The sequence below is a fragment of the Janthinobacterium tructae genome (genome assembly GCF_006517255.1).
In the GTDB taxonomy this organism is placed as follows: Bacteria; Pseudomonadota; Gammaproteobacteria; order Burkholderiales; family Burkholderiaceae_D; genus Janthinobacterium; species Janthinobacterium tructae.
The window spans coordinates 1498128-1521297 of sequence record NZ_CP041185.1 but is presented as its reverse complement, the minus strand read 5'-3'; the positions used below and the strand labels follow the sequence as shown (position 1 = coordinate 1521297).

Here is a 23170-nt window from a genome sequence, read left to right as displayed (position 1 = left end):
CATCTATCATCTTTCAATCCGGTCCGTCAAAACCATTGTATCTGCTTGCTCTATCCGTCCGCGCTTGTCACCGTTTGGCGCTAAATGTTACCTGAGAACGAACGTGTCTAAAACCATGATTTTTATCATTGCCCGAATGAAATGCAAGCTTGAATGCAAGGGGCCGGGTACTCCGCCACGCTAGTGCCGAACAGTCAATTAGGTGTTGGAGCGACAGTGCGATCCAACTTGGCTGCCTATTTGCACCCGATGGCGATCCCTTGGCACGTTGCAAGACAGTGCCGCCAATCAATAAGCGAGAAAGATAATCATGTCGGATAAGAAATGGTGGCATAACGCCGTCGTGTATCAAATTTACCCACGTAGTTTTCAAGACAGCAATCACGATGGGGTCGGTGATCTGGCCGGCATCATCAGCAGACTGGACTACCTGCAACATCTGGGAATCAACCTGATCTGGCTGTCGCCAGTGTACCGGTCGCCGATGGACGATAACGGCTATGACATCTCCGACTATCAGGATATCGCCGCTGAATTCGGCACCTTGGCCGAGATGGAGCAGTTGATCGCAGAGGCGGCCAAGCGCGACATCCGTATCCTGATGGATCTTGTGGTCAACCACACCTCTGACGAGCACGCTTGGTTCGTCGAGGCGAAGAAATCCAAGGATAGCCCCTACCGTGACTACTACATCTGGCGCAATGCAAGCGCCGATGGCTCCCCGCCCGACCAGCAACGTTCGTTTTTTGGTGGCAGTGCATGGGAATACGATGCCGCCAGCGGTGAATATTACTTCCATCTGTTCTCGAAACGACAGCCGGACCTGAACTGGGAAAATCCCCTGGTGCAGGAAGAGGTGCATCGTATGATGAACTGGTGGCTGGACAAGGGCATCGGCGGCTTCCGCATGGATGTGATCGATCTCATCGGCAAACAGGTCGACCAGCAGGTTATCGCCAACGGCTCACAATTGCACGCGCTGCTGCAGCAAATGCACCAAGCGACCTTGGCGGCACGCGATGTATTGACGGTGGGCGAGACTTGGAGCGCCACCCCGGAGACCGCCAAGCTGTATTCCGACCCGGCGCGCCAGGAACTGTCGATGGTCTTCCAGTTTGAGCACATCACAATGACCCACGATACCAAGGAGGGGAAATGGAAGCCGCGGCCGTTCGATCTGATCGAATTCAAGCAGATCATCAGTAAGTGGCAGACCGAGCTGGCCGATGCCGGCTGGAACTCGCTGTTCTGGGATAACCACGACCTGCCGCGCGCCGTATCCAAATACGGCGACCCCGGCCGTTACCGGGTCGAGTCGGCCAAGATGCTGGCCACCGCGCTACATTTTCTCAAGGGCACCCCCTACGTCTATCAAGGCGAGGAAATAGGCATGACCAATGTACGTTTCGATTCCATCGACGACTATCGCGACATCGAATCGCTCAACCTCTACCACGAACGCACGGCCGCCGGCGTGTCACCGGAGACGATGATGGCCGGCATCCACGCCAACGGACGGGACAATGCACGCACCCCAATGCACTGGAACAGCACACACAACGCCGGCTTCAGTACTGGCACGCCATGGCTAAAGCTGAATCCCAACTACCCTGAGATCAACGTCGCGGCCGCGTTGGAACAACCCGATTCGGTCTTCTTCCACTACCAGAAGCTGATCGAGCTGCGCAAGCACTGGGACGTCATGGTTTACGGACAATACCTGCCATTGCTGGAGCAGCACCCGCAGGTATTCGCCTACCGGCGCAGCTTGGGAAGCCAACAGCTGGTTGTCGTCAACAACTTCTCCGGCGAACACGTCGAACTGGATCTGCCGGCAATGCTGCACGGCATTGCCGGGCAAGGCTTGATCAGTAACTATGCCCAGCGTGACAGCTGGACCGACCACCTCAGCCTGCAGCCATACGAATCGTTTGCTATCGCTTATGTATGTGACGCAGGGCGCGGGTAAAGCGTTGTTGTGCAATAACCCGGTCTGCGCGAAGAGCTGCGATGGGCTGTAGATGGCTACCCGGGTTTTTTAGTATGTTTTGCGGTTTTGTTGCAGTGATTCAGATTGAGAGGCGCCGCCTTGGTGGCTATCATCTATGTCATGCAAAAGCGTAATTTCTCTCGTTATTTTCTTACTTTGTGGGTCGGGTTTTGTATTACTTCAATCTGAGATCGGGCCGGGCAAAATGCGAAATTTTTACTATTAGTATGATTTCTTTTTTATAAAAAACATTCTCAGATTTTATTTTTAACCATTTTGCTTTATTAAATTTTTTTTGCTGAGAGTTTTCACCTGCGTCGCAGGAGAGATGCGGCTTGGGTATTTAAAAATACAGTAGGCTGAAGCCTAAGGAGACACCTGATGATTGCCTTGAAAAAAATATTGAAACGCCACGTGTTCGGTGCTGCTGTAGCGGCCCTGTTGTTTGTCGGTGGCGTGGAAACGGCCGCAGCTGCCGAGATCACCATTACCAGCGGCTCGGCAGGACAGGATTTTGAAATATTTAAAAAGTTAATCAATGAATGGTCGGCCAAAACCGGCAACACCGTAAAGCTGTTCAATACCCCAAATTCCACCACCGACACGTTGGCATTGCTGCGTCAACAATTTGGTGCGAAATCGAGCGAAATCGATGTCCTCATGGTGGACGTCATATGGCCAGGCGTGATCAAGCAACATTTGATGGACCTGAAGCCATATACCAAGGGGAGTGAAAAAAATCATTTCCCCGCTATCGTTGCCAATAACACGATCAATGGAAAATTGCTGGCGATGCCTTGGTACATCGATGCGGGCTTACTGTACTACCGCAAGGACCTGCTCGACAAATATAAGAAGCCAGTCCCGGCAACTTGGGAAGAAATGCGCGCCACCGCACAAAAAATCCAGGACGCTGAGCGCAAAGCTGGCAACAAGGAAATGCAAGGCTATGTATTCCAAGGCAAGACCTATGAGGGCTTAACCTGCAATGCGTTGGAATGGGTGTCGAGCTATAAAGGCGGCAGTGTTATCGAAGGCAACGGCAAAATCACTATCGACAACCCGCAAGCCGTCAAGGCACTGGATATGGCCGCCAGTTGGATCGGCACAATTTCGCCCAGGAACGTGTTGAGCTACACCGAGGAAGAAGCGCGCGGTGTATTTCAGAACGGCAATTCGATATTCATGCGCAACTGGCCTTATGCCTGGTCGCTGGCGCAAAAAGACGACAGCAAGGTGAAAGGGAAAGTCGGTGTGGCCGCCTTGCCGAAAGGTGGGGTTGATGGCCAGAGTGCGGCATCCCTTGGTGGCTGGTCGTTGGCAATCTCGAAGTATTCGAAGCATCCGGCTGAAGCGGCCGATCTGCTGCTGTACCTGACCAGTAAGGAAGGGCAAAAGCGGCGTGCCATCCAGGGCTCATACAACCCAACCATTCCTGAGTTGTATAGCGATGCTGAGGTGCTGAAGGCAGTGCCGTTCGCCTCATCGCTGTATGAAGTGTTCACTCACACAGTGGCGCGTCCATCGACCGTTACCGGCGAAAAATATAACGAAGCCTCAGGCGCGTTCTGGAATGCCGCTTACGCCACATTGTCAGGTAAGAACAAGGGCACGGACAGCGTCAAAAAGCTGAGCGGCGACTTGGCGCATATCCGCCGCGGCGATAAGTGGTAGGAAAACCTGACGTAGCTTGATCAAGCAGACCATGTGATTCGATTGGTCTGATCACCTTAATCCAAAAAGGGAGGAGACATCCCATGAATTCCATACCAATTAGCATGCCCCAGCACGTCGCCAGTGCGGCCCCGGGGAAAATACGGCAAAGCGCTCTCACCAAACAACGCGTTCGCAGTGCCTGGATTTTTTTAACGCCGATGTTGATTATTCTGGCACTAGTCGCGGTGGAGCCTTTGGGGCGCAGCATTTGGCTCAGCCTGACGAACGCTAGCCTCGATCGACTGAGCGGCGCAGACGTCAAGTTTGTCGGCCTGGAGAATTATTTCGGCGACTACGGCCTGTTCTTCACTCGCGGCAATCTGATCGATCCGGCTTGGGCCGGGGCAATAAAGAACACCCTGTTTTTCGCACTCTGTTCAGTAACACTGGAAACTGTGTTCGGAACGGTGGTGGCACTGGTACTGAATGTTCAGTTCAAAGGTCGCGGGCTGGTGCGCACAGCAGTGCTGGTGCCGTGGGCAATTCCGACCATTGTGTCAGCCAAGATGTGGGACTGGATGCTTCAACAGCAATATGGGGTCATCAACTCCGTGCTGGCATTCATGCATTTCGACAAAATCGCCTTCACCACCGATTTTCCGATGTTCGCCGTGCTGTTGGTTGATATCTGGAAAACGACACCCTTCATGTCCTTGCTGATATTGGCGGCGTTGCAAATGCTGCCCAAGGATTGCTACGAAGCGGCCCAGGTCGACGGTATTCATCCAGTCAGGGTGTTTTTCAAAGTCACCCTGCCGCTGATCAAACCTGCGCTGATGGTCGCCATTATTTTCCGCCTGCTCGATGCTTTGCGGGTATTCGATGTGATCTACGTCCTGACCGGCACCAATGAAAGCACCATCAGCATGTCTGGCTTCGTGCGCGAAAGCATGATAGCAAACGGCTATGTAGGCCAGGGGTCAGCCGCTTCAACCGTGCTGTTTTTGATCATTGCCTTATGCACGTTGATTTATATGAAATTCAGCAGAAGTAATGCCAACGATTAAGGAGAATAATCGTGATAAGAAATTTGGGATGGCGCATCGCGTTCTGGATGCTGGTGGGAGCAATAGTGGTGTTTTCGCTGTTTCCCCTGTTTTACGCAATTCTGACCTCATTCCTGAGTGGTAGCGCGCTGTATGACGTGACCGAAGTGGTGGACAGCGGTTTTAGCATCAAGAACTACGCTTCAATTTTTGACGGCACCCAGAACTTCGGCCAAAGCATCCTCAACTCGATCATGGTCGCGGTGTCGGTTGTGGCGGTGTCGCTGTTTCTGGGAGTGACCGCGGCGTTCGCACTGGGGCGTGTCAAATTCCGTGGGCGCAGCATGTTGCTGCTAGCAATCCTGGCGGTGTCGATGTTTCCGCAGGTGGCGGTGCTGGCGGGCATGTATGAAATGATGCAGACACTCGGTCTGTATAACAAGTCTCTGGGGTTGGTGCTGCCTTACATGTTGTTCACCCTGCCGTTCACGGTCTGGGTATTGACAACCTTTATGCGCGATCTGCCGAAGGAATTGGAAGAAGCGGCCATCATGGACGGTTGTACCTCATGGCGCATCATCAAAGATGTCTTCATGCCGCTGTTGTGGCCGGCGCTGGTATCGACTGGTTTGCTCGCCTTTGTCGCAGCCTGGAACGAATTTCTGTTTGCGCTCACTTTTGTAACCACGGATATCGGGCGTACCGTGCCGGTGGCAATTTCGCTGATCGGCGGTGGCACCAGTTCACAGGAGCTCCCTTGGGGCAAGCTGATGGCGGCATCGGTACTGGTGACGTTACCTCTGATCCTGATGGTGCTGGGCCTTCAGCGGAAAATTGTCTCGGGATTGACATCGGGTGCGGTGAAGGGCTAGGCATCAAACATTACTGCCCGAAAAAAAGAAAACAGCGAACTGGCTGGGATGCAAGTCGGCTGGGCCTCCCCAGTCGCGTCGAAAAATTGCTGGGATTTCATCCCGGTCTACAGGAAGAAGAATGTCATGGCTGACTTAATTTTCAAAGGTATCCACAAGCGCTACGGCGCTAGTCCGGATGTCATTCGCGATGTCAATTTAACTATCAAGCAAGGCGAGTTTTGTGTTTTTGTAGGCCCATCCGGCTGCGGAAAATCGACTCTGCTGCGCATGGTGGCAGGACTGGAAGACATATCGGAAGGCGAATTGCTGCTGGGCGGTAAGCGCATGAATGAAAAGGCGCCCACCGAGCGCGGGGTGGCGATGGTATTTCAGAGCTATGCCCTGTATCCGCACATGAACGTCTACGACAACATGGCGTTTGGCCTGAAAGTCCTCAAGACGAGCAGCGATACGGTTGACAAGAAAGTCCGTGAAGCGGCTCGTATCCTGCAACTGGAACCGTTGCTTAAGCGCCTGCCCAAAGAATTGTCGGGCGGCCAACGCCAACGGGTGGCCATCGGCCGCGCCATCGTGCGCCAGCCGCAAATCTTCTTGTTTGACGAACCGCTATCGAACCTCGATGCCGCGCTGCGCGTGCAAACCCGATTGGAAATCGCCAAGCTTCACACTGACATCGGGACCTCCAGCATGATTTATGTCACTCACGACCAGGTCGAGGCGATGACCCTGGCCGATAAGATTGTGCTGCTCAACGCCGGCCGTGCAATGGTCGAAGATGGCAGCGTCGCCCAGGTCGGCTCGCCGCTGGAGTTATACCATCATCCGGTCAACCGCTTTGTAGCTGGCTTCATCGGCTCACCAGCCATGAATTTCCTGCCCGCTACAGTACAGGAGGTCGGCTCGGACGGCGTGACGCTGGCGCTGCCCGGAGGCGCTCGACTGGCAGCGCAGGTGACCGGGAATGGCTTGGCGCACGGGGAGCCGGTCAGTTTTGGCATCCGTCCGGAACACCTGATGGTCGACGATACAGGAAACCTGAAGGGTAGGGTTCGACACGTTGAACATATGGGCGAGCTCAGCTACCTGTATGTCGACCTGCCGGACATGTCCGCACCCGTCGTGGTCAAACATGCCGGCACCTTCCACGGCTTGGCAGGCAGCCCAATCTGTCTGGCCGCACCGGCCGGTAACGCCCACTTGTTCGACGCCGATGGCCGCGCGAGCAGGCGTTTGCAGTCCGCCGCATTGAGCTGATGCGCGCGGTCTACGGAGACCGCCTTCCAAATAGTGGCGCCTGACACCGCCATATTCTAAAAAACGCTGAAGAGTGTACCCGACGTCGGGCAGCAGCAGTGCTGCCCGTTGGGAACCTGCGCGCTTTTAAAGCGCCGTTCTGCAACGCGTTCAACAGCTGTTGCAGGAACAGAGGTTTTTAAGTTGTACCCCATGCAAGGCCGGGAGCGGTACTCAGCATCCTTAAATAGTCATCAGAAAAATAATTTGGAGACAGACGTGAATAAGTGCTTTTTCAAGATCCTGCCGGTCACAGCTATGATGCTTCTCGCAGTGAATCAAGTTTGGGCCGATGATACTACGGGTCAGTATTTTGGCTACTTTCGCGCCGGCGTCGGCGCCAATTCGGAACATGTTGGTGGACAGGCCTGCTTCGGCCTGCCCGGCGTCCCAAAATACCGCTTTGGGAACGAATGCGACACCTATGGCGAATTCGGCTACGCTAAAGAGCTAGCGAGATCCGCTAATGGCACCAGCTTTGTCGCGACGGTAATGAGCAATTACTATGCTGCCGATTCGGTTGGTAATGGGAAAAATTGGGGGTTGACCCAAATGATGGTGGAAGCCAAAAACTTGGACTTCATGCATGGCGGAACTGTCTGGGTCGGCAAACGCTATTACAACCGCCCGGATGTCCATGTGATCGATACACAAATGGTCGGCATGGATGGTGTCGGTGCCGGTATAGATGGTATCCCGGTAGGGCCAGGGAAATTCAGCTACGCATTCATGCGCGACGATAACCTGGATCCTGGTAGCACGACGGTCGTCACCGGCAGCTCGTCGGCGACACGTCACCAATTCCTGTATCACGATGTGCCGGTGAATGCGAATGGCTTTGTGAATTTCGATGCGACCCTCATCACCGCGAACTCGATGCTCCCCAATGCGACGGGTGGATATTCTCTTTCGATAGCGCATAAGCAGGCTCAAATTTTCGGAGGCGACAACACGCTTTGGCTACAGTACGGGGCTGGCGCCGGCGCGCAAAAGCCTGGACAGGTGGGACGCATCATGGCCGGATCGGCCACCACGCAAGCACGTATCGCCGATCAACTGATATGGAGACTTGATTCAAATTTCACCGGCTCGCTGAACTTCATCTATCAACGCAACCAACAACCTGGCGGGAGCACGACCTGGACGTCAATTGGCACCCGTCCGACCTATTCTTTGGCTGACAACGTCAAGTTGGTCCTGGATATAGGCCATGATCGGTTGACGCAGCAAGTTGGCCGCGCGATGGAATTGACGAAGATTTCATTTGGGCCAGTGTTAAGCACAGGCAGGGGCTTCTGGGATCGGCCGGAGTTGCGCGCCATCGTGACCTATGCCAAATGGAATCACGCAGCGCAGGCAGCGTCAGCACCCGGTTCCACCTTGTCCTCAACTGGAGTGTTTGGCACCGCCACGAGAGGTATCAGTTTCGCTACCCAAGTAGAGGTTTGGTTCTGATCGACATGACAGGAGGGCTCACCCGAACGCGGGTGAGCCCTTTGCTAGTCCATTTCCTTCTGCAATTAGGTTAAATCAAGACCATTCAAACCCAATCGCAAGTCCAATCGGCCTGATATACGCACGTTTCCAGGGAGCGCTTGTTGTCTGGCATCAGGCTGCAATTGATGTATCGCGCATTGGCTGATCGGGCCGGCCAGTCTGCAGAAGCTCTCCTGGTGCCGAAGATCGTACGGCGCAGATTGCCACTTATGTCATCACTGCCGAATACCCGGCTTTCCTGGGCGTGTCCGCCATATTGGAAAAGAAACTCATGGCCGGCACCTGATCGTCATACCCCGTCGGGAGCGCCGCCAATGGAAATTGACGGCATAACGCCGTCTCATGCGCAGCGGTCACCGTCGTCCACTCCCGCGCACGCACGCACGCTGCTACTTCACCCGATAGTGCAGTCGGGTGCCTATGGCGAGCCGCAAGTTTTCGTTTCGCCACCAACCAGTACATCTCGGCGGCGAACCTGGGCGTGCTGTTCGGCCAAGCGTTGGGCGGCATGATCATCGCGTCTATGGAATGCATGGTGCGCTCAGAATTTGAGCCGCGCTTCACAGCAGGGGTAAAATGAACCCCGAGTGCAATCACGACCCCGACTGCGCAGGACGCTCGCGCGCATTGAAATTCCTCCGTGGAAATGACATGAATCTTGATTTTTTGGAAGAATGATTCTCCGGTGGTTTATGCTCAGCGGTGGGTACCCTGGCAGGGAAAGAAAACTCGTGGCACGGGTTGGCGGAATAGATCATAGCCGCAAGTCGAATGCGCCTTCAATCTGAATCGCTGCCAAAAAACCGCAAGAAATGCTAAGAAACATGAATCAACATTTAAAACCCACCAGACCCGGCTTCGAATACTTCGGGACACCCATGGTTGCGCCCGAGCAGGCGCAATACATGCGTCAGCACTTAAAAAATTTCCTCGGACACTTGGCCGCTGGCACGCTGTCGCTCCGCTGGCCCGGTCCGGCCCGTGATTGGGCTGTGCGTGGCGAGGGGCACTTTCATCTGGCGTCGGAATTGTTCTTGCAAGTGTCGGGCTGGACACGGTTCCATTTTCCACATGCCGAGTTATTATTAGGGCCTGGTGAAGCGCTGCTGTTGCCGCCTAAACTGCTGCACGCCGAGCGCGTCGGCGGGGGCGATGACGGTTCGGCGTTCAGTAACATCGTGATCTATGCGGACGACTCCCTGCTGACTTGCCATGTTGCACAAGAAGTGACGCAAGGGACGTCGAGCATAGCGTATCTAGCAGCGTCCCGCCATGTGCAGGTGCAACGCATACATGACTGGTTAAACGATGCAGCCTTGCTGGGCAGCTCGGTCCAAGCCGGTAACCTTGTGGAGGGAGACGAGCAGGCCTTGGTTGCGACCCAGATCAGGGCTTTGGTCGTAACCGCTGTCGCTGGTGTACTGCTAGCGCTGGACGGTACACCAAGCGATACTCAAGCGGAACCTTCGCTGGTGACGCATGCGCGCGTGTTAGTCCAAAAAAAACTGAGTGATCAGCAGTTGAGCGTACGCAATTTGGCCGAGCAATTGGGCTGCACCGCCGATTATTTGTCGTATATATTCCGTCAGAGCACCAGTGAGCATCTGACAGCCTATATCAACCGCCAGCGCATGGTGCGCGCAGCACGACTATTGCGCGAAAGCACCTTGGCCGGCAAGGAAGTAGCTTGGGCCTGCGGCTTTGCCACGCAGAGCTACTTCATTCGAACATTCCAGAAACATTTCGAAATGACGCCCAAGGCATGGCGTGCCAACATCCAAAGCGAACTTCCAGCGCATCCTTAAAAAATATGGTACCGACCAAAGCGTGAAGGTTGCGCCGGCCTTATCTGCTAGTTTCCTAATTGACCAAGGCCGTGCTACCGCTGTCCTTGGCTACGACGACGACCCGCTGCGCGGCGGACCAATGGTGTTCGGTTTCGAACCGATCGCGCGCAGCGACTACGGCCACGCGTCGCTCAAGCGCAGCGCCGACGCCGGCCTTTGGCTGGTGCGCTAGTACTACGGACAAAAACCGCGCTATAACTATTTCGTCGGCTGTTCCAAGGGCGGGCAGGAGGGCATGGCGTTCGCCCAGCGCTACCCTGAAATCTTCGACGGCATCATCGCTTCCGCGCCGGGCTTCGCGCTGCCCAAGGCCGCCCTGGCGGAGGCTTGGGACACGCGCGCCTTCAGCCGTGTTATCCAGACGCCCGGCGCCGCCGGCTTCGACGTATCGCGTTTGCACACCGCCTTCAACGGTGTGCAGCTCAAGCTGGTGCACGAAGCGATCCTCGACGCCTGCGACGCCGACGATGGCCTGCGCGACGGCATGGTCGCCGACGTGGACCGCTGCACCGATCCGAAGGTGCTGGCGCAGCTGCGCGGAAAGATCTGTCCGGCCGGCGGCGCGACGGCCGGCTGCCTGAGCCTGACGCAGATCGACGCGCTGGTCGAATCGATGCGCGGGCCGTTGGGCAGCGCCGGCCAGGCGCTCTACAACCGCTGGTTCTGGCCATCCGGGATCGACAGTCCGGCGTGGCGCGTATGGAAGATCGGCTCGGAGGATGGCCAGGTGCCGCCGCTTAACGTGGTGCTGGGCGGCCAGGCGCTGGCCTCGGTGTTCAGCACGCTGCCCGTGATGTTGCCGCCGGGACCGCAGGCGCTGGCGGACTTTCAGATGGGACTTGACTTCGACAGTGCTGCGGCAAAGGTTCAGGCGGTGGTGGCGCCATTCCGGCATTCTGCCTGGGAAGATATCTCCGCGCGCTCGACCGACCTGACGCGCTTCAAGGCGCGCCACGGCCGCCTGATGGTGCCGCACGGAGAATCCGATCCGGTGTTTTCCCTGGCGGACACGCTCGACTGGTTCGACCAGTTGAACCGGCGCGAGCATGGCCGGGCCGGCGAGTTCGCGCGGGTGTTTCCTGTGCCGGGAATGTGCCATTGCTCGGGCGGTCCGGCCACGACGGAGTTCGATTCCCTGGCGGCGATGGTGGACTGGGTTGAGCACGGCCGCGCGCCGGACCGTCTCGAAGCCAGTGCGGGGCCGGGCACACCATGGCCGGGCCGAACCCGCCCGCTTTGCCCCTATCCGCAAGTGGCGCGCTATCGCGGCAATGGCGATCCCGAGAAGGCAGAGAATTTTGCTTGCGCACCTTGAAAAGTGGGGGCGGCCCGCACTGAAGCGCGAAGTAGTGCGGTACATTATCGAACACTGCAGCCGCACTCTACGGCGGGCCTGTACGCTACGCTCTTTGTCGCTGGCCAACTTGCCAGCGACAGCAAATTCCGCACTCTGACCATCATGCAAGGAGGTCAAGGACGAACCCTGCCAGCTGGTCAGCGTACGCAAGCCTGTCAGAGGTCACTGTGGCAAAATGTAGGCGACTCCAAAATGATGGTAACGTTTTCCTTTCACAGTCACCGCTGGTTGAACAATTGCATCTGGAAATCTGCTGGCAAGATAGTGCGGCAGCGCAAAACCTTCCTCGCGCATATTCCACACGATGACAGCTCCGGCCCTTTTGATTTCCTCGGCTTTTGCCCAGGGGCTTACATGGAGATCGGCATGAGAGAAAATGACGGAAGGGCGGTCCTTTGCGTAAAATGCGACATTTCCTGCATTCCATGTACTTCCTACCACATATTTCAATGGTTTTTTCGTCATCGCGCTCCACCTGTTATTTATCGAATTGCCAAAATTTTCACCAGGAAAGTTAACGGCCTGCTCATTCCCGGTAATATCAGTTCCATAAATTTTCTCGGCGACAAAGAACGATGCGGGAAATATCAGTAGCACAATCCAGGCACGGATAAAATGGCGAAAACGTTTTTTTGTCAAAATTGGCTGAAAAATAATAACGATAAAAATTCCAATAAAAAACCACAGCGGTGCACCCCACATGGCCCGCAATGGTCGCTGTGCAAGCAATGACAGCAACAAGGAAAAAATAGCCGGTCCCAGAGCTAGAACAGCAATATAGCAAAAGTCAAAGTCGTTCCATCGTGCCCTTAACCAAATACGGGACGAGCGCCACCTCCACAAAAATGATGCCACTAGCAGCATGGGTAACAGTGCCAAAAACTGCGCACCGATGAATGAAAAGTATTCTTTGATAAAAGTAAATGCATGTGAAATTTCAGGCGCCCGGTTCCCGACATATTTTATTGAAATAAAGTCGCTTTCAATGATCCAGCATAAATGTGGAAAAAACACCAGTGCGGATATCAATATCAACAGCCACGGTCCTTTCGAGCGTAGACGGCCGCGGGAAGTTGGGTGAATAAGAACAAATATCGCGATGGGTACAATATAGGCCCCCATGGAATAGCGCGACAACAAGCCCAAGCTGGAAACCAGTCCTGCCAGCATCCAGTATCTCAGCTGATTATCCTGGATCGCCTTATGTAGAAACCAGGCAAACAGGGCGGAAAATGGCATCTGCAATACGATGTCATTCAATTCCAAAACAGGAAGGCTGAGATAATAAATGCCTTCCAGTAACAACGCACCGACCAGTGCCTGCATTTCAGTGGCAACCCGCCGCCCAAGTTGCCACACAGCAAAGAAAACAGTGGCAACGCACAATTGTCCTGCAAGATAGCTTATCCATATCCCTCTATTTGACCAGGAGGTAATGGTCTGTATCACCCACGGAAATAATGGTGGATCTTTCTCATAGCCAAGTTGCCATTCTTTCCCCCAGGCCAAACCCTCCGCCATGTCGAGCGCAATATTGCGTTGAAATAATAACGGCAATATGATCCAGATGGTCACATGGGCCAAAACGGCAATTGAGAAAATTTTCTTCAGTGTGAAGGGGGTGGTTTCGTCTAGGGATTCCGATGCGGTGATCGCTTCTGATTTCATGTCTTCTCTATTTCTCAGGTACTGTCCGGTGCATCCAGAATGCATCGTGCCTCTCGATGACTGTCATGGCTTGCATATGGGACGAACACTCTGACGAGAGGTGGATCAGCGATGGACTATAGCGATGCATCATGGAGAATCTGTGGAATTTGGATGAATGGTTTTTAAAGTCACCCCATTTTGCGCAAATTGTCCACACTGGCGTTACTGTGTGCCATTGCCCTTGTTGCAGCATGACCGCCCTACGAGGGTGGCTGTTTACTTCCGTATGATCGTATTGCTCGTCGCAACATGGCCCTGTTCCGCGCCAGAGCCGTGCTGGACGAGTTGATCGGCGGCTTGCCATCGAAATCGTCCCACCGGTTGCAGCACATCGACTGTCTCTGGCACCACTCCGACATCCGCAAACGAGTGGCATTGTCGAACGATTCAACGGCCGTATCAGGGAGCTATTGCAGCAGACCCGATTCGACAGCCGGGCCGATCTGGAGGCGACCTTGCTCAACTATTTAAAGCTTTACAACCACCACATTCCTCATTGGACCATCGTGCAAAAACACCCATCCAGGCGCTCAAAGAATGGCAGAAAAAGAAGCCTGATCTATTCGTCAAGCGTGTTTATGATCAAACGGGACTGGGCATTAAGGTACTGTGCGACACGACTGACAGGGCGGGGAGAGCACGGGGGACTACGTTTTATCAAGATTCACTTAACGACTCCTGCTGTTCGCGCTCTGCCTATTTTGGTAGCCAACCTATTGGTTTTGTGCGTGTCATTTCGGATGGTCGCTTGCACGCGTTTATCAATGGGACGTTTGTTCACCCCCGAATTTCAATATCAAGGAATTGGAGCGGCTTTGGTCAGGTAAATTCTTCACGATTGTCGCGACGCTGGAACTTCGGATGTCCAGCTTTTCAGCGCCAGAGGCAAGTCGATATTCTACGAAAAACTTGGATTTTCCTCACGGCAGGAAGATTCGCCTGGCATGCAATTCAGTACAGCCACTTGACCAGTCGTTTAAGTCGGCGCTGAACGTTACATATGGAGAAAATCGTATGTCTCTTGTGGGGCGGAAGCCGCCGTTCCTCTGCCGTGCAGTGTCGGGGCAAGTCTGAGTTACTACACCAGAGCAGACAGCGAATCGCCAAGTCCCCCAGCCATTTTATTAGTCTGGCGGAGCTACATCACACATCAGCGGTCGCGCATTCTGATGCTCTATTCGTTGGCAACATTTCACCGATGCTGACAGAAACTGTCAGTAGCAACCTTTAGGATGACGTCGTGTTGAACAGGAATCCATTCCTGTTCAAATCGATCCATCGACTATCAAGGAGCACTGGCATGACCGATCCAAACTTTATTATCCTATACGTCGACAGCCCTGTGGCTAGCGCCGACTTTTACGCCGAGTTGCTGGGAAAATCTGCTCTCGAATTGTCACCCACCTTTGCCCTGTTCGCCTTGAAATCGGGTGCCCTGCTTGGACTATGGTCGAAGCACACTGTAGTGCCTGCAGCTACAGCGACCTGTGGTGCTGGAGAGTTGGCTTTCTCAGTTGCCGACAACAATGCAGTTCATATTCTGTATAGCGATTGGGTGCGGCGTGGACTTGTCATCGCTCAAGCACCGACCAAGATGGATTTCGGCTATACCTTTGTTGCGTCCGATCCGGATGGTCATCGCCTGCGCGTATTTGCACCGTCAGCATCGTGAGTCGAAACTGGGTTGCTGTGGCATCAGCTGAGCATGTACGGGTCGGGCGGGAGGGGGGATTCATGCAGGTGTGTCATGGCAAAGCAGCGCCGCTACGACGTTTGAAACCTGGTGACCGCGTCGTCTATTATTCGCCTACACTTGAATTCCGCGGCAAAAACAAACTCCAAGCGTTCACTGCAATCGGCATCGTAAAAATTGGAGACCCATACCAGCTTAATATGGGTGGAGGATTTTGCCCATTTCGCCGAGATGTAGTATGGCTTCCCGCTCACGAGGTATCGATCCAACCACTCCTTGGCATGTTAGAGTTCGCTGCTGGTAAACGAAACTGGGGTTATCAATTTCGGTTTGGCGTTTTTCCCATCAGCGATCACGACATGCAAATCATTGCCGCAGCAATGGGGGTTGGATTTCCAGTTGAAGCGCAGCCGTATGCCGATTCCAATATTGCCGATGTCAACTTGACGCTGTGTACTGCCGGTACAGTCCTGGCGAAGAACCCTTGAAGAGTTGCAGAGCATCGCCTGTACTGATCTGAAGCAATTGCAGCAGAATGCCAACGTGAAGCGCTAGAGCTGCATACCGCGCTATTACTGACCGCCCATCACTTGCTTGAGGCGCTCAATGGGACTCTGGATTTGTAACGCGCTGCCTGTGGATTGGCTATCACGATCAGTCCCATATGGCACTCGGCAGCATCAAATCGAAATTGAAGCATGCGCTAGTCATGAAACTTCTAGTTCCCGTTGACCCGTCAGTCGTGGCGATAAATTATCTGGAGGGGTTCCTGCCACAGGCGGTGGACGAACCGCTTGCAGATATTTAAGTCCCCAGCAACTGGCGATACTGGGTTGGCGTCATGCCCAGGGACGCGCGCATGGCACTGCCCATGTGCGACTGATGTGCAAAGCCGCTGGCGCAGGCAATGTCCGCCAGCGGCCTATCCGCCTCCTGTAGCATGCTCCGCGCCGCCTGCACGCGCGTTTCCACAATGTATGCATGCGGCGTCATGCCTGTCGCCTGAGTAAAGTCGCGCAGGAAACGCAGGACCGGCAAGCCTTCATCTGCGGCCAGCTGTTCCAGCGTCAGTCCCTGGCCGAACTGGCAAGCGATCCGCTCTAACACCCGCGCCATGTCGACCCGCGCCGTGTCTCGGGGTGCCTCTTTGCATACCGGACGCAGCGACAGTAATGCCAACGCCGAGTGTTCCAGCGCCAGTGGGTCCGCCTGTGTATCCAGCATTAGCCGTCGCAGGCGTAGCGCCAGAGCGAGAGCCTGCCGGTGTCCGGCCGTTTCCACGCGCCTCTCAAGAGGATTCGCCTCCGGCGCGTCGGTCAACGCGGCGCCACGCCAGCGCAGGACGAGGTACTCGCCACCTTGCGCAGATTCGGAAAAAACATCAATCCCGGCTGGCGTGCAAGCGAGCACGCCAGGCCATGTATCGAAATCGACGCGCCGGTCGGAACCTATCGCATGCACGCCCCGCTGACGCTGCAGCGACACTCCCATGCTTTGTGATTGCACCGGATCGCGCGCGCTGTAAGGTGCGCCCGGCAAAAGCTGCAGGCACAGTCCGCCTGCTGCGTGCGTGACGACAGGCATTGCGCCGCCTGTACTCTCCTTGATAAGTGGCCCTGCCATGTGAAATTTCCTGATAGATAAAAATGTTGGTAATGGAGATACTAGCCGGGCTCACAGTAGTACATCTACCACACACGTCAGGAAAGCATATGCGAACAATCGGATTGATCGGCGGCATGAGCTGGGAATCCAGTGCTGAATATTACCGCATCATCAATCAGGGCGTGCGCGCCCGCCTGGGGCCGCTTCGCTCTGCGCCCGTGTTGCTATACAGCGTTGATTTCGGCCCCGTCGCGCAAGCGCAGCATGCAGGCCGCTGGCAAGATGCCGGGAGCATCCTGCGCGATGCGACGGTACGTCTGCATGCTGGGGGCGCCGATGGCATCGTGCTGTGCACCAACACAATGCATGTGCTCGCCGACGAAATTGCTTCGGCATCGCCATTGCCATTCCTGCACATCGCCGATCCCGTTGGCAGCGCAGCACAGGCGCTAGGATTGTGTACGGTCGGCCTGCTCGGCACCGCGTTCACCATGCAGCAACGCTTTCTGCGCGATCGGTTGGAACGGCACGGCCTGGAAGTCCTCGTACCACCCGAGGCACAGCAAACTGCCTTGCACGGCATCATTTATACCGAACTGTGCGCCGGCATTGTGCGAACTTGCTCACGTGCCGTCTTCCTGCGCGCTATCGATGCGCTGGCCGCGCGCGGCGCACAAGCCGTCGTCCTCGGCTGCACGGAAATCAGCCTGCTGCTACAGCAGGAGCACAGCGACCTGTCCTTGCTCGACAGCACCCAACTACATGCACTCGCTGCAGTCGATTTCGTCCTGAAAGGTGAGGCATGATACTGCCTCGCCACGCCGCATAACCGAGCAATTTAGGCAGGGCGCGTCTCGGCATTCGGATTCTAAAGTACGTTAAACTTGGGTATGGGGTGTTCGCCGAATTCGAGCGGACGCTGATCAGCGAGCCGCAAAGAGAAGGAATCGCGTTACCTCAGCAGCGCGGCGTGTACCATGGCGGCCAATATGGCGTCCACGGTCCTCTTGCCGAATAGTTCCACCTTGACGGGTTGGCAAAAGAGACGGCGTCAAACGAAAACTGTGGGTCGTAGGGTCTAACACAAAGCTGCGTCGTTTCCCTTCCGAGCGCAGGGGATAAATCTAGAGTGGCGGGAAATCCGTAGAGGAGGCCTAATGCTCCTGCTCTGTGGAGGCGTGGGCACCGTCCGCTGCAAGCTGTTGTTCGACAGCGCTTACCCGCGATCCGGCCTCGCTCATGGACTCCAGTAGCCAACGACGAAGGATCGCATGGGCCTCGCTGTCTGGATCGAGGTATTCCATGTGACCCGTACCCGGCAATTCAATGAGCTCTACAGTGTCACCTGCTGCCTCTGCCGCCCTTACATAGCCTAGTGAAAGGTCGATGGGGACCACACCATCGGCGATACCATGAAGAATGAACTGTCTGACGCGCAAGGGGAGCATCTCCATCGGCGATGCTGCACGAAGTCGGTCCGGATACTGAGCCGGGGTGCCACCAAGCAGTTCTACCACTACTTCACCGCCAACCTTTCGGACGTAAGCCTCGGCAAGGTCAGCAACAGGTGCCAACCCGACGACAGCCTGTATACGAACGCCTGCCAATGAGGTGTTTCGAGCGTGACTGCGCCCGGCCGCCCACAATGCGAGATGGCCACCGGCAGAGTGGCCGACCACGATGACGCGGTCAAGATCGACGTCAATACCTCCGGTACAAAGGTCCGCCAGGTGGCCGATGCCAGCGGCAACATCGTCCATTGTTACTGGCCATGCGGTCTGAGGCGCACCCAGCCGACGGTATTCCATATTCCAGACGGCAAGACCGTGGGCTACCAAGTCGTTGGCGATGGCGTTCATCTGATCACGACCATAAGGCATCCGCCAAAACCCACCGTGCAGCAGGCAAACAACGGGCGGCCGTGGTGTTGCGGGAAGGTACAGATCCCCTTGCTGGTCGGCGGACGCTCCATATTGGATAGTCTGCATCGTGGAACGCTGTTCGGTCTTTTTCATACTTGTTCCCCCCCCGTCTGTCGAACCTGAAGTGGACGCCAACGAAGTTGACGCGTGAATGCAGGCAGTATGAGATCTACCCATCAAAAGTGAAAAATTGACGTGGCGTATTATTGCTCTGCCAGTGGACTACAAGTTGGCGCCGCCTCGACCTCGAGATGTTCTACGAGTGCCTGAATCGCATGCCGCAGTATTGCGCCGCTCACGGGATCATGTGCGATGGTAAGCGGGTCTGCCTGCTTGCCCGGCAAGTGAAGCGTGGCGCAAGCATCGTGGATGATCGTTGCCGACATCGTTTCCAGGACCAACTTCAAGGCGGCTTGCGCAGCGGATGCTCTGGGCGAGGTATTGAACAGCGCGACGGGCTTGCCCGGAAAATCCGGGCTGCCTACGAGCCAATCGAGCATGTTCTTGAAAGACCCTGGTATCCCGCGCGCGTATTCGGGGCAGGCAATCAGGAGGCCGTCCGCCTGACATACGCGGCTGCGCAAGTCAACGATGCTCTGCGGAAGGTTGGCATCGAGATCCGGAGTAAAGTGAGGCAGCTCGCCAATCGCATCGTAATGTTCGATGACGACGCCTGGCGGAGCCAGCAGGCCAGCTGCGATGAGTGTGTGCGTGTTGGACGATGCAGCGCGCAAGCTGCCGGACAAGGAAAGTAAACGCATCTTGAGTGAACCGTGATCGATCGGGTGGATAGTATTGCATGTCTGGCAGATAGCCGGCACGCGCTGAGGCAGCTAGCTGCCGTCAGGATGGTGTCGGCGCAGTCAGGCCGCCTTTTGACCGCGTCAGGCGCGGGGAAGCAATGCCTGAAGGTGCGCATAGCCTGCTGCCTGCGCGAAGTCGGGAAGCCGCCAGTTGGCGCCGTTGACACCCCAGCTGCCATCGGCCACATGATGCAGTATGACGGACGTCGCCAACTGGCGTTTCTCGGTCGATGGCAGAGACTGCTTGAACGCCGCGTGGACCAAATCGACATACATGGTCTGGGACGCGTCGTCCAGGACGCCAGCCGGAACGTAGATGACAGCAAGGCAGGGCAGCAATCGTGCGCTCATGTCGTTTGCGCCGCAGGTCCACGATCCTGGCTCCACTTCGTCGAGGATCACCCAGCACATCGACCGCTTCCGCGGGTCGTCGGGAATTTGCTCCGCGGCGGCGGCGGCGTCGTTCAGCTTTTTTACCAAGGCGGCGCGATGTTCGGTTGGAAATACACCTTTCGGTATCTTGACGAGAATGTTAGGCATGGTCGGCTTTTCTGTGTATGAATCGGAGCTTGTATTACAACCTCGATTGATTCAGAATGACAGTGTCTGTTTTGACATATTTCGAGCTTTTTCAGCCAATGAATGATTTCACGGTTCTTGTCTTGCCAGGCGCTTTTGCGTCGAGTGTCGCGCTGACTCTCGATATTTTATCGGCCGCGGCGTCGCTGGCCGCAACGGTCGCTTGCGCCACACCGCGATGGCGCGTGGTCACCCCGCAGGGCGCCGTCCAGCTTAACCATGGCATGACCATCGACGCCACAATTTTGCCGAAAACCGCTCGTCCGGATGCTTCCACCTGGGTCATTCCCGGCCTTGGCCTGGAGAGTCCGCCCGCCATCGCGGAGCGCCTGGCGCGGCCCGATGCGCTGCGCGCCATGCAGGCCTTGCAAGCGCATGGGCAAGCGGGCGGTACCGTGGCTGCGTCGTGCTGGGCCGTTTTTTTGCTGCAATCCGCCGGTCTCCTGGCGGGACGACGGGCCACCACCTCATGGTGGCTGGCGCCGCTATTGCAGCAACTGGAGCCGCACTGCGCGGTCGATGCCGACCGCATGGTGATACGCGATGGAACGCTCGTGACCGCCGGAGCGGCGCTCGCCCAGACCGATTTGATGCTGCACCTGTTGAGCACCCAGTTCAGCCCGGCGCTTGCCGACGCCGTATCGCGCGCGCTGTTAATCGATGGCCGGCAATCCCAGGCACAATTCATCGTTCCCGCCATGTTTGCCAATGGCAATACACTGATCGCGAAACTGGTGGAACGTTTCGAGTCCGCCTTACCCAATCCGCCCGGCGTTGCAGCGTTGGCGGCGGAATTTTGCATGTCCGAGCGTACGCTCTCGCGGCACGTCAGAGTCGCCACGGGGCGCAGTACGTCGGCATTGCTGCAGAGCGTACGGCTCAACAAGGCACGCATGCTGCTCGAAACGAGCAAGTTGACGGTTGAGCAAGTGGCTGAACGCGTGGGCTATGTCGATACGACGGCACTCAGGCGCCTGATGCGCAAAGTGATAGGCGTGACGCCAAGGCAATTTCGACCGGCCGTTTCATCCCCATTGTAACGAACCGAGCAACTCGGCGGCATGCAAACCAACCGAGAACGCCCACACCGCTCCGCCCGAAGTGGCCGAGGCGATAGACTGGGTATTCACGCTTTCGCATATACTGCACTGAACGAAGTGCCCCGGGAGAAGATGATGACTGAGCATAATGCACGACGACTTGCCTTCGTTGGAGCGTCGTTGATCGCAAGTTTGATTTTGTTATGTGTGATGTTGAACTTCACTTTTCCGGAAGAGAGCATCTATAGAAATGGCTTTTGGGTCTGCTTAGGCCTACTTTTTCTTTACGTGCGAGCCATGCCGAAAAAAATTTGGGTTCCCGATTGATTGGCTCGACTCAACCGCTCTTGCGCTCCCGGCGACGACAGCATACGGCCACAAGCGGTCACTCGTGCGAGCAAGAAACATTGGAAGACAAAGCAATGCTCTTGCGGAAGATTCAATCAGCTATTCAGCAGTTTCAGCCTCTGGAAGCGAAAGGCTGGCCGCCTGGGCAATCTATCCTACGACAACTAGGTTGGTGCGCAGGATTTGTGTCTGGATATTCTTCCGACCCAGCGCCAGGGCCGCTGTCCATGGGATTGATTGGCACTCGCGAACTCGACATGTACGGCGATCAGTCTGATCTCGCCTTGTTGATCAACGATATCCAAGACGCTGTGAATTCACTTCATTGATCCGCCTGCTTCGGTAGTTCTATGACCGCTTCAGGTCAGAATCTGTTGCGCATGAACGGCGTAACCGGTCTAAAGCGGACGCTTCTCACCCTGCTTGATTCGATCCAAATATGAGCACCTACGCTAAGAGACACTGGAATGAGAATCGGGGTGATCAGTACGATTCATGGGGAACATCGTGGTGGTACTTTGAAGTCGATAGCGCCGGATGGGTTACCCGACAAATTGAGCAGTATGTTTCTGGCATGCTGCTTTGCTATAGTGCCGAGCATGAGGGTGACGAATTTGGCGGGATAGCAGGAATTCCACTCGATTTATCAGAGCCAGGATACATTGCGATCTCCCATCGAGAGTTCGAATCAGTTTGGAGGGATTCGTAGTGCTTCGGTTGTCGGCCAAAAGTTGACAGTCAGCCATTCAATCGAGGACTTGACTACAAAGAGCGCAGGCATGATCAAGCGTTGGGGCGGAATATGCCAACGATGGAAACCGCGGCCCCGGAGCAGACATTCGGCTATTCGGGCGCGTTCCTCAATTCGATTTTCATCTTGCGCCGCTCCCGACTCCCTCCAACCGCACCTGTATCAATTCCAGTAAAGCCCGAACCCGTGCAGTCACGGAATGCCGATGGCTGTACACGCCAAGCAATTGCAGCGGCGCAGGGCACAGGTCCAGCGGCACTTCCTGCAATCGGCCCGCGGCAAGATCTTCCTGGCATGGATAGGCCGCCACGATCGCGAAGCCGATGCCTTGCCGCGCGCCCGCCAATGCCAGTTCTCCGCTGTTAACACGATAGCGGCTACGCACAGATACCTTCACGATTTCGCCTGCGGCGTCGAGAAACTGCCAGGGCTGGCCCTTTAACGCGCTCAAGGTGGTAATGCAAGGCAATGACCTAAGTTCGCGCACGTGACGCGGTATTCCAGTTTTGGCTAGCAGGGCGGGCGCCGCGACGACGATGCTGGGCAGCGTAGCGAGTTCGCGGGTGATGAAGGTACTGTCATCCTGGCGCCCACGATGGAAGACGATGGACAGGTCCATGTCTTCTCGGAGAGCTTCCAGACCGGTCAGGCGCGTGTCGCATTCCAGTTCGACGCCGGGATGGAGGCTACAGAATTCGGCCAGGATAGGAGCTAGCAGCCTTGGCGCTTCGCCTGGCATGCACATCCTTAGGGGACCACGCAGTTCGCGTTGCACTGCGCCAAGCTCTTCCGCGGTGGAGAGCAAGGCGCCGAGCAAGGGTTTTGCGCGTTCGTAGAGTAGCCTGCCAGCTTCTGTCATGCGCAGGTGGCGGGTGCTGCGTTCCAGCAAGCGGACGCCCAGCACGCGTTCCAGCGAGGCGACGTGGCGGCTGACGTTGGAAGATGGCAGGGTCAGCAGGCGTGCCGCGCCGGCAAAGCTTTGCTCATCGACGACCGCCACGTAGACACGGACTGTATTGAGGTCGAGGGCATTGCGCATTATTATCCCGATTAAGGTATGAAAGCTGCCCATTTTCACATACTAGTACTCCACAGTGGCGGAATTTAAGATGCCGTCTCGTCCGATGGATCGCCGTCGGCGGCGCGTCGGGACGAATT

At 55.8% G+C, this 23170-nt stretch carries 19 protein-coding genes and 2 pseudogenes; 14 read left to right on the top strand and 7 right to left on the bottom strand.

The annotated features are described in order from the left end of the window. The first annotated feature begins 310 nt into the window (after positions 1-310). The 6 genes from FJQ89_RS06740 to FJQ89_RS06715 all read left to right on the top strand — a co-directional run bounded on the left by FJQ89_RS06740 (position 311) and on the right by FJQ89_RS06715 (position 8315). Complete coding sequence (locus FJQ89_RS06740; protein ID WP_168208385.1) at positions 311-1969, top strand: glycoside hydrolase family 13 protein; 1659 nt, start codon at positions 311-313, stop codon at positions 1967-1969. 402 nt (positions 1970-2371) lie between these two features. Further along, on the top strand, positions 2372-3664 hold the full coding sequence (locus tag FJQ89_RS06735; RefSeq protein ID WP_205704582.1) for an ABC transporter substrate-binding protein: 1293 nt from the start codon (positions 2372-2374) through the stop codon (positions 3662-3664). 83 nt (positions 3665-3747) lie between these two features. Beyond that, on the top strand, positions 3748-4713 hold the full coding sequence (locus FJQ89_RS06730; protein ID WP_141169578.1) for a carbohydrate ABC transporter permease: 966 nt from the start codon (positions 3748-3750) through the stop codon (positions 4711-4713). 11 nt (positions 4714-4724) lie between these two features. After that, positions 4725-5564: a carbohydrate ABC transporter permease gene (locus tag FJQ89_RS06725; RefSeq protein WP_243136450.1), complete on the top strand. Its 840-nt coding sequence runs from the start codon at positions 4725-4727 to the stop codon at positions 5562-5564. Positions 5565-5690: 126 nt separating this feature from the next. Continuing rightward, entirely contained in the window at positions 5691-6821 is a 1131-nt protein-coding gene (locus FJQ89_RS06720; protein WP_141169577.1) for an ABC transporter ATP-binding protein, read from the top strand. A gap of 258 nt (positions 6822-7079) precedes the next feature. Then, positions 7080-8315, top strand: coding sequence for a maltoporin (locus FJQ89_RS06715; protein ID WP_243136449.1), 1236 nt, complete (start codon positions 7080-7082; stop codon positions 8313-8315). 249 nt (positions 8316-8564) lie between these two features. Here the strand turns inward: FJQ89_RS06715 and FJQ89_RS06710 are convergent, their stop codons facing one another. Further along, a complete protein-coding gene (locus FJQ89_RS06710; protein ID WP_141169576.1) occupies positions 8565-8891 on the bottom strand; it encodes a hypothetical protein in 327 nt (108 codons plus the stop codon). A 290-nt stretch (positions 8892-9181) separates the two neighbouring features. Here FJQ89_RS06710 and FJQ89_RS06705 point away from each other — a divergent pair, with 290 nt between their 5' ends. From FJQ89_RS06705 to FJQ89_RS06695, 3 genes and pseudogenes are all read left to right on the top strand, one after another. Beyond that, positions 9182-10162 (top strand): helix-turn-helix transcriptional regulator, encoded by a 981-nt coding sequence (locus FJQ89_RS06705; protein ID WP_205704581.1) that lies wholly within the window; start codon positions 9182-9184, stop codon positions 10160-10162. Next, on the top strand, positions 10125-10376 hold the full coding sequence (locus FJQ89_RS06700) for a hypothetical protein (protein WP_141169575.1): 252 nt from the start codon (positions 10125-10127) through the stop codon (positions 10374-10376). The genes FJQ89_RS06705 and FJQ89_RS06700 overlap by 38 nt, the downstream gene beginning before the upstream one ends. Positions 10377-10436: 60 nt before the next feature. Then, positions 10437-11519 (top strand): annotated as a pseudogene (locus FJQ89_RS06695) (tannase/feruloyl esterase family alpha/beta hydrolase); the annotation flags it as partial. A 204-nt stretch (positions 11520-11723) separates the two neighbouring features. Here FJQ89_RS06695 and FJQ89_RS06690 read toward each other — a convergent pair. Continuing rightward, positions 11724-13229, bottom strand: a complete 1506-nt coding sequence (locus FJQ89_RS06690) for a glycosyltransferase family 39 protein (RefSeq protein ID WP_168208384.1) — start codon at positions 13227-13229, stop codon at positions 11724-11726. 383 nt (positions 13230-13612) lie between these two features. On the opposite strand from FJQ89_RS06690, the pseudogene FJQ89_RS06685 reads away from it, so the two are divergent. The 3 genes and pseudogenes from FJQ89_RS06685 to FJQ89_RS06675 all read left to right on the top strand — a co-directional run. Next, positions 13613-13872, top strand: a pseudogene (locus tag FJQ89_RS06685) (integrase core domain-containing protein); the annotation flags it as partial. Positions 13873-14571: 699 nt separating this feature from the next. Then, positions 14572-14943 (top strand): VOC family protein, encoded by a 372-nt coding sequence (locus FJQ89_RS06680; RefSeq protein ID WP_141169572.1) that lies wholly within the window; start codon positions 14572-14574, stop codon positions 14941-14943. Beyond that, complete coding sequence (locus tag FJQ89_RS06675) at positions 14940-15452, top strand: EVE domain-containing protein (RefSeq protein WP_141169571.1); 513 nt, start codon at positions 14940-14942, stop codon at positions 15450-15452. The genes FJQ89_RS06680 and FJQ89_RS06675 overlap by 4 nt, the downstream gene beginning before the upstream one ends. Before the next feature lie 316 nt (positions 15453-15768). Here FJQ89_RS06675 and FJQ89_RS06670 read toward each other — a convergent pair whose 3' ends face one another. After that, on the bottom strand, positions 15769-16587 hold the full coding sequence (locus FJQ89_RS06670) for a helix-turn-helix domain-containing protein (protein WP_141169570.1): 819 nt from the start codon (positions 16585-16587) through the stop codon (positions 15769-15771). Positions 16588-16676: 89 nt separating this feature from the next. On the opposite strand from FJQ89_RS06670, the gene FJQ89_RS06665 reads away from it, so the two are divergent. Then, the gene (locus FJQ89_RS06665; RefSeq protein WP_141169569.1) at positions 16677-17375 is read left to right on the top strand and encodes an aspartate/glutamate racemase family protein; all 699 of its coding nucleotides are present in this window, start codon (positions 16677-16679) and stop codon (positions 17373-17375) included. Between the two features lie 348 nt (positions 17376-17723). Here FJQ89_RS06665 and FJQ89_RS06655 read toward each other — a convergent pair whose 3' ends face one another. The 3 genes from FJQ89_RS06655 to FJQ89_RS06645 all read right to left on the bottom strand — a co-directional run bounded on the left by FJQ89_RS06655 (position 17724) and on the right by FJQ89_RS06645 (position 19834). Further along, positions 17724-18584 (bottom strand): alpha/beta hydrolase family protein, encoded by an 861-nt coding sequence (locus FJQ89_RS06655; protein WP_168208383.1) that lies wholly within the window; start codon positions 18582-18584, stop codon positions 17724-17726. A gap of 110 nt (positions 18585-18694) precedes the next feature. Further along, positions 18695-19252 (bottom strand): NADPH-dependent FMN reductase, encoded by a 558-nt coding sequence (locus FJQ89_RS06650; RefSeq protein ID WP_141169567.1) that lies wholly within the window; start codon positions 19250-19252, stop codon positions 18695-18697. 123 nt (positions 19253-19375) lie between these two features. Next, positions 19376-19834, bottom strand: coding sequence for a tautomerase family protein (locus FJQ89_RS06645; RefSeq protein ID WP_141169566.1), 459 nt, complete (start codon positions 19832-19834; stop codon positions 19376-19378). A 56-nt stretch (positions 19835-19890) separates the two neighbouring features. Here FJQ89_RS06645 and FJQ89_RS06640 point away from each other — a divergent pair, with 56 nt between their 5' ends. After that, positions 19891-20913 carry a GlxA family transcriptional regulator gene (locus FJQ89_RS06640; protein ID WP_341474480.1) on the top strand — a complete coding sequence of 341 codons (1023 nt, stop codon included), beginning with the start codon at positions 19891-19893 and terminating at the stop codon, positions 20911-20913. Between the two features lie 1220 nt (positions 20914-22133). On the opposite strand, the gene FJQ89_RS06635 is transcribed toward FJQ89_RS06640, so the two are convergent. After that, positions 22134-23051 carry a LysR family transcriptional regulator gene (locus FJQ89_RS06635; protein ID WP_141169565.1) on the bottom strand — a complete coding sequence of 306 codons (918 nt, stop codon included), beginning with the start codon at positions 23049-23051 and terminating at the stop codon, positions 22134-22136. Positions 23052-23170: the final 119 nt, after the last annotated feature.

Excerpts from the sequence above, each read along its gene's own strand:
- FJQ89_RS06645 (WP_141169566.1), bottom strand. The coding sequence starts at position 19,834 with ATGCCTAACATTCTCGTCAAGATACCGAAAGGTGTATTTCCAACCGAA.
- FJQ89_RS06735 (WP_205704582.1), top strand. The coding sequence starts at position 2,372 with ATGATTGCCTTGAAAAAAATATTGAAACGCCACGTGTTCGGTGCTGCT.
- FJQ89_RS06705 (WP_205704581.1), top strand. The coding sequence starts at position 9,182 with ATGAATCAACATTTAAAACCCACCAGACCCGGCTTCGAATACTTCGGG.
- FJQ89_RS06670 (WP_141169570.1), bottom strand. The coding sequence starts at position 16,587 with ATGGCAGGGCCACTTATCAAGGAGAGTACAGGCGGCGCAATGCCTGTC.
- FJQ89_RS06720 (WP_141169577.1), top strand. The coding sequence starts at position 5,691 with ATGGCTGACTTAATTTTCAAAGGTATCCACAAGCGCTACGGCGCTAGT.
- FJQ89_RS06680 (WP_141169572.1), top strand. The coding sequence starts at position 14,572 with ATGACCGATCCAAACTTTATTATCCTATACGTCGACAGCCCTGTGGCT.
- FJQ89_RS06655 (WP_168208383.1), bottom strand. The coding sequence starts at position 18,584 with ATGAAAAAGACCGAACAGCGTTCCACGATGCAGACTATCCAATATGGA.
- FJQ89_RS06690 (WP_168208384.1), bottom strand. The coding sequence starts at position 13,229 with ATGAAATCAGAAGCGATCACCGCATCGGAATCCCTAGACGAAACCACC.
- FJQ89_RS06740 (WP_168208385.1), top strand. The coding sequence starts at position 311 with ATGTCGGATAAGAAATGGTGGCATAACGCCGTCGTGTATCAAATTTAC.
- FJQ89_RS06730 (WP_141169578.1), top strand. The coding sequence starts at position 3,748 with ATGAATTCCATACCAATTAGCATGCCCCAGCACGTCGCCAGTGCGGCC.
- FJQ89_RS06650 (WP_141169567.1), bottom strand. The coding sequence starts at position 19,252 with ATGCGTTTACTTTCCTTGTCCGGCAGCTTGCGCGCTGCATCGTCCAAC.
- FJQ89_RS06640 (WP_341474480.1), top strand. The coding sequence starts at position 19,891 with ATGACAGTGTCTGTTTTGACATATTTCGAGCTTTTTCAGCCAATGAAT.
- FJQ89_RS06635 (WP_141169565.1), bottom strand. The coding sequence starts at position 23,051 with ATGCGCAATGCCCTCGACCTCAATACAGTCCGTGTCTACGTGGCGGTC.
- FJQ89_RS06665 (WP_141169569.1), top strand. The coding sequence starts at position 16,677 with ATGCGAACAATCGGATTGATCGGCGGCATGAGCTGGGAATCCAGTGCT.
- FJQ89_RS06710 (WP_141169576.1), bottom strand. The coding sequence starts at position 8,891 with ATGCATTCCATAGACGCGATGATCATGCCGCCCAACGCTTGGCCGAAC.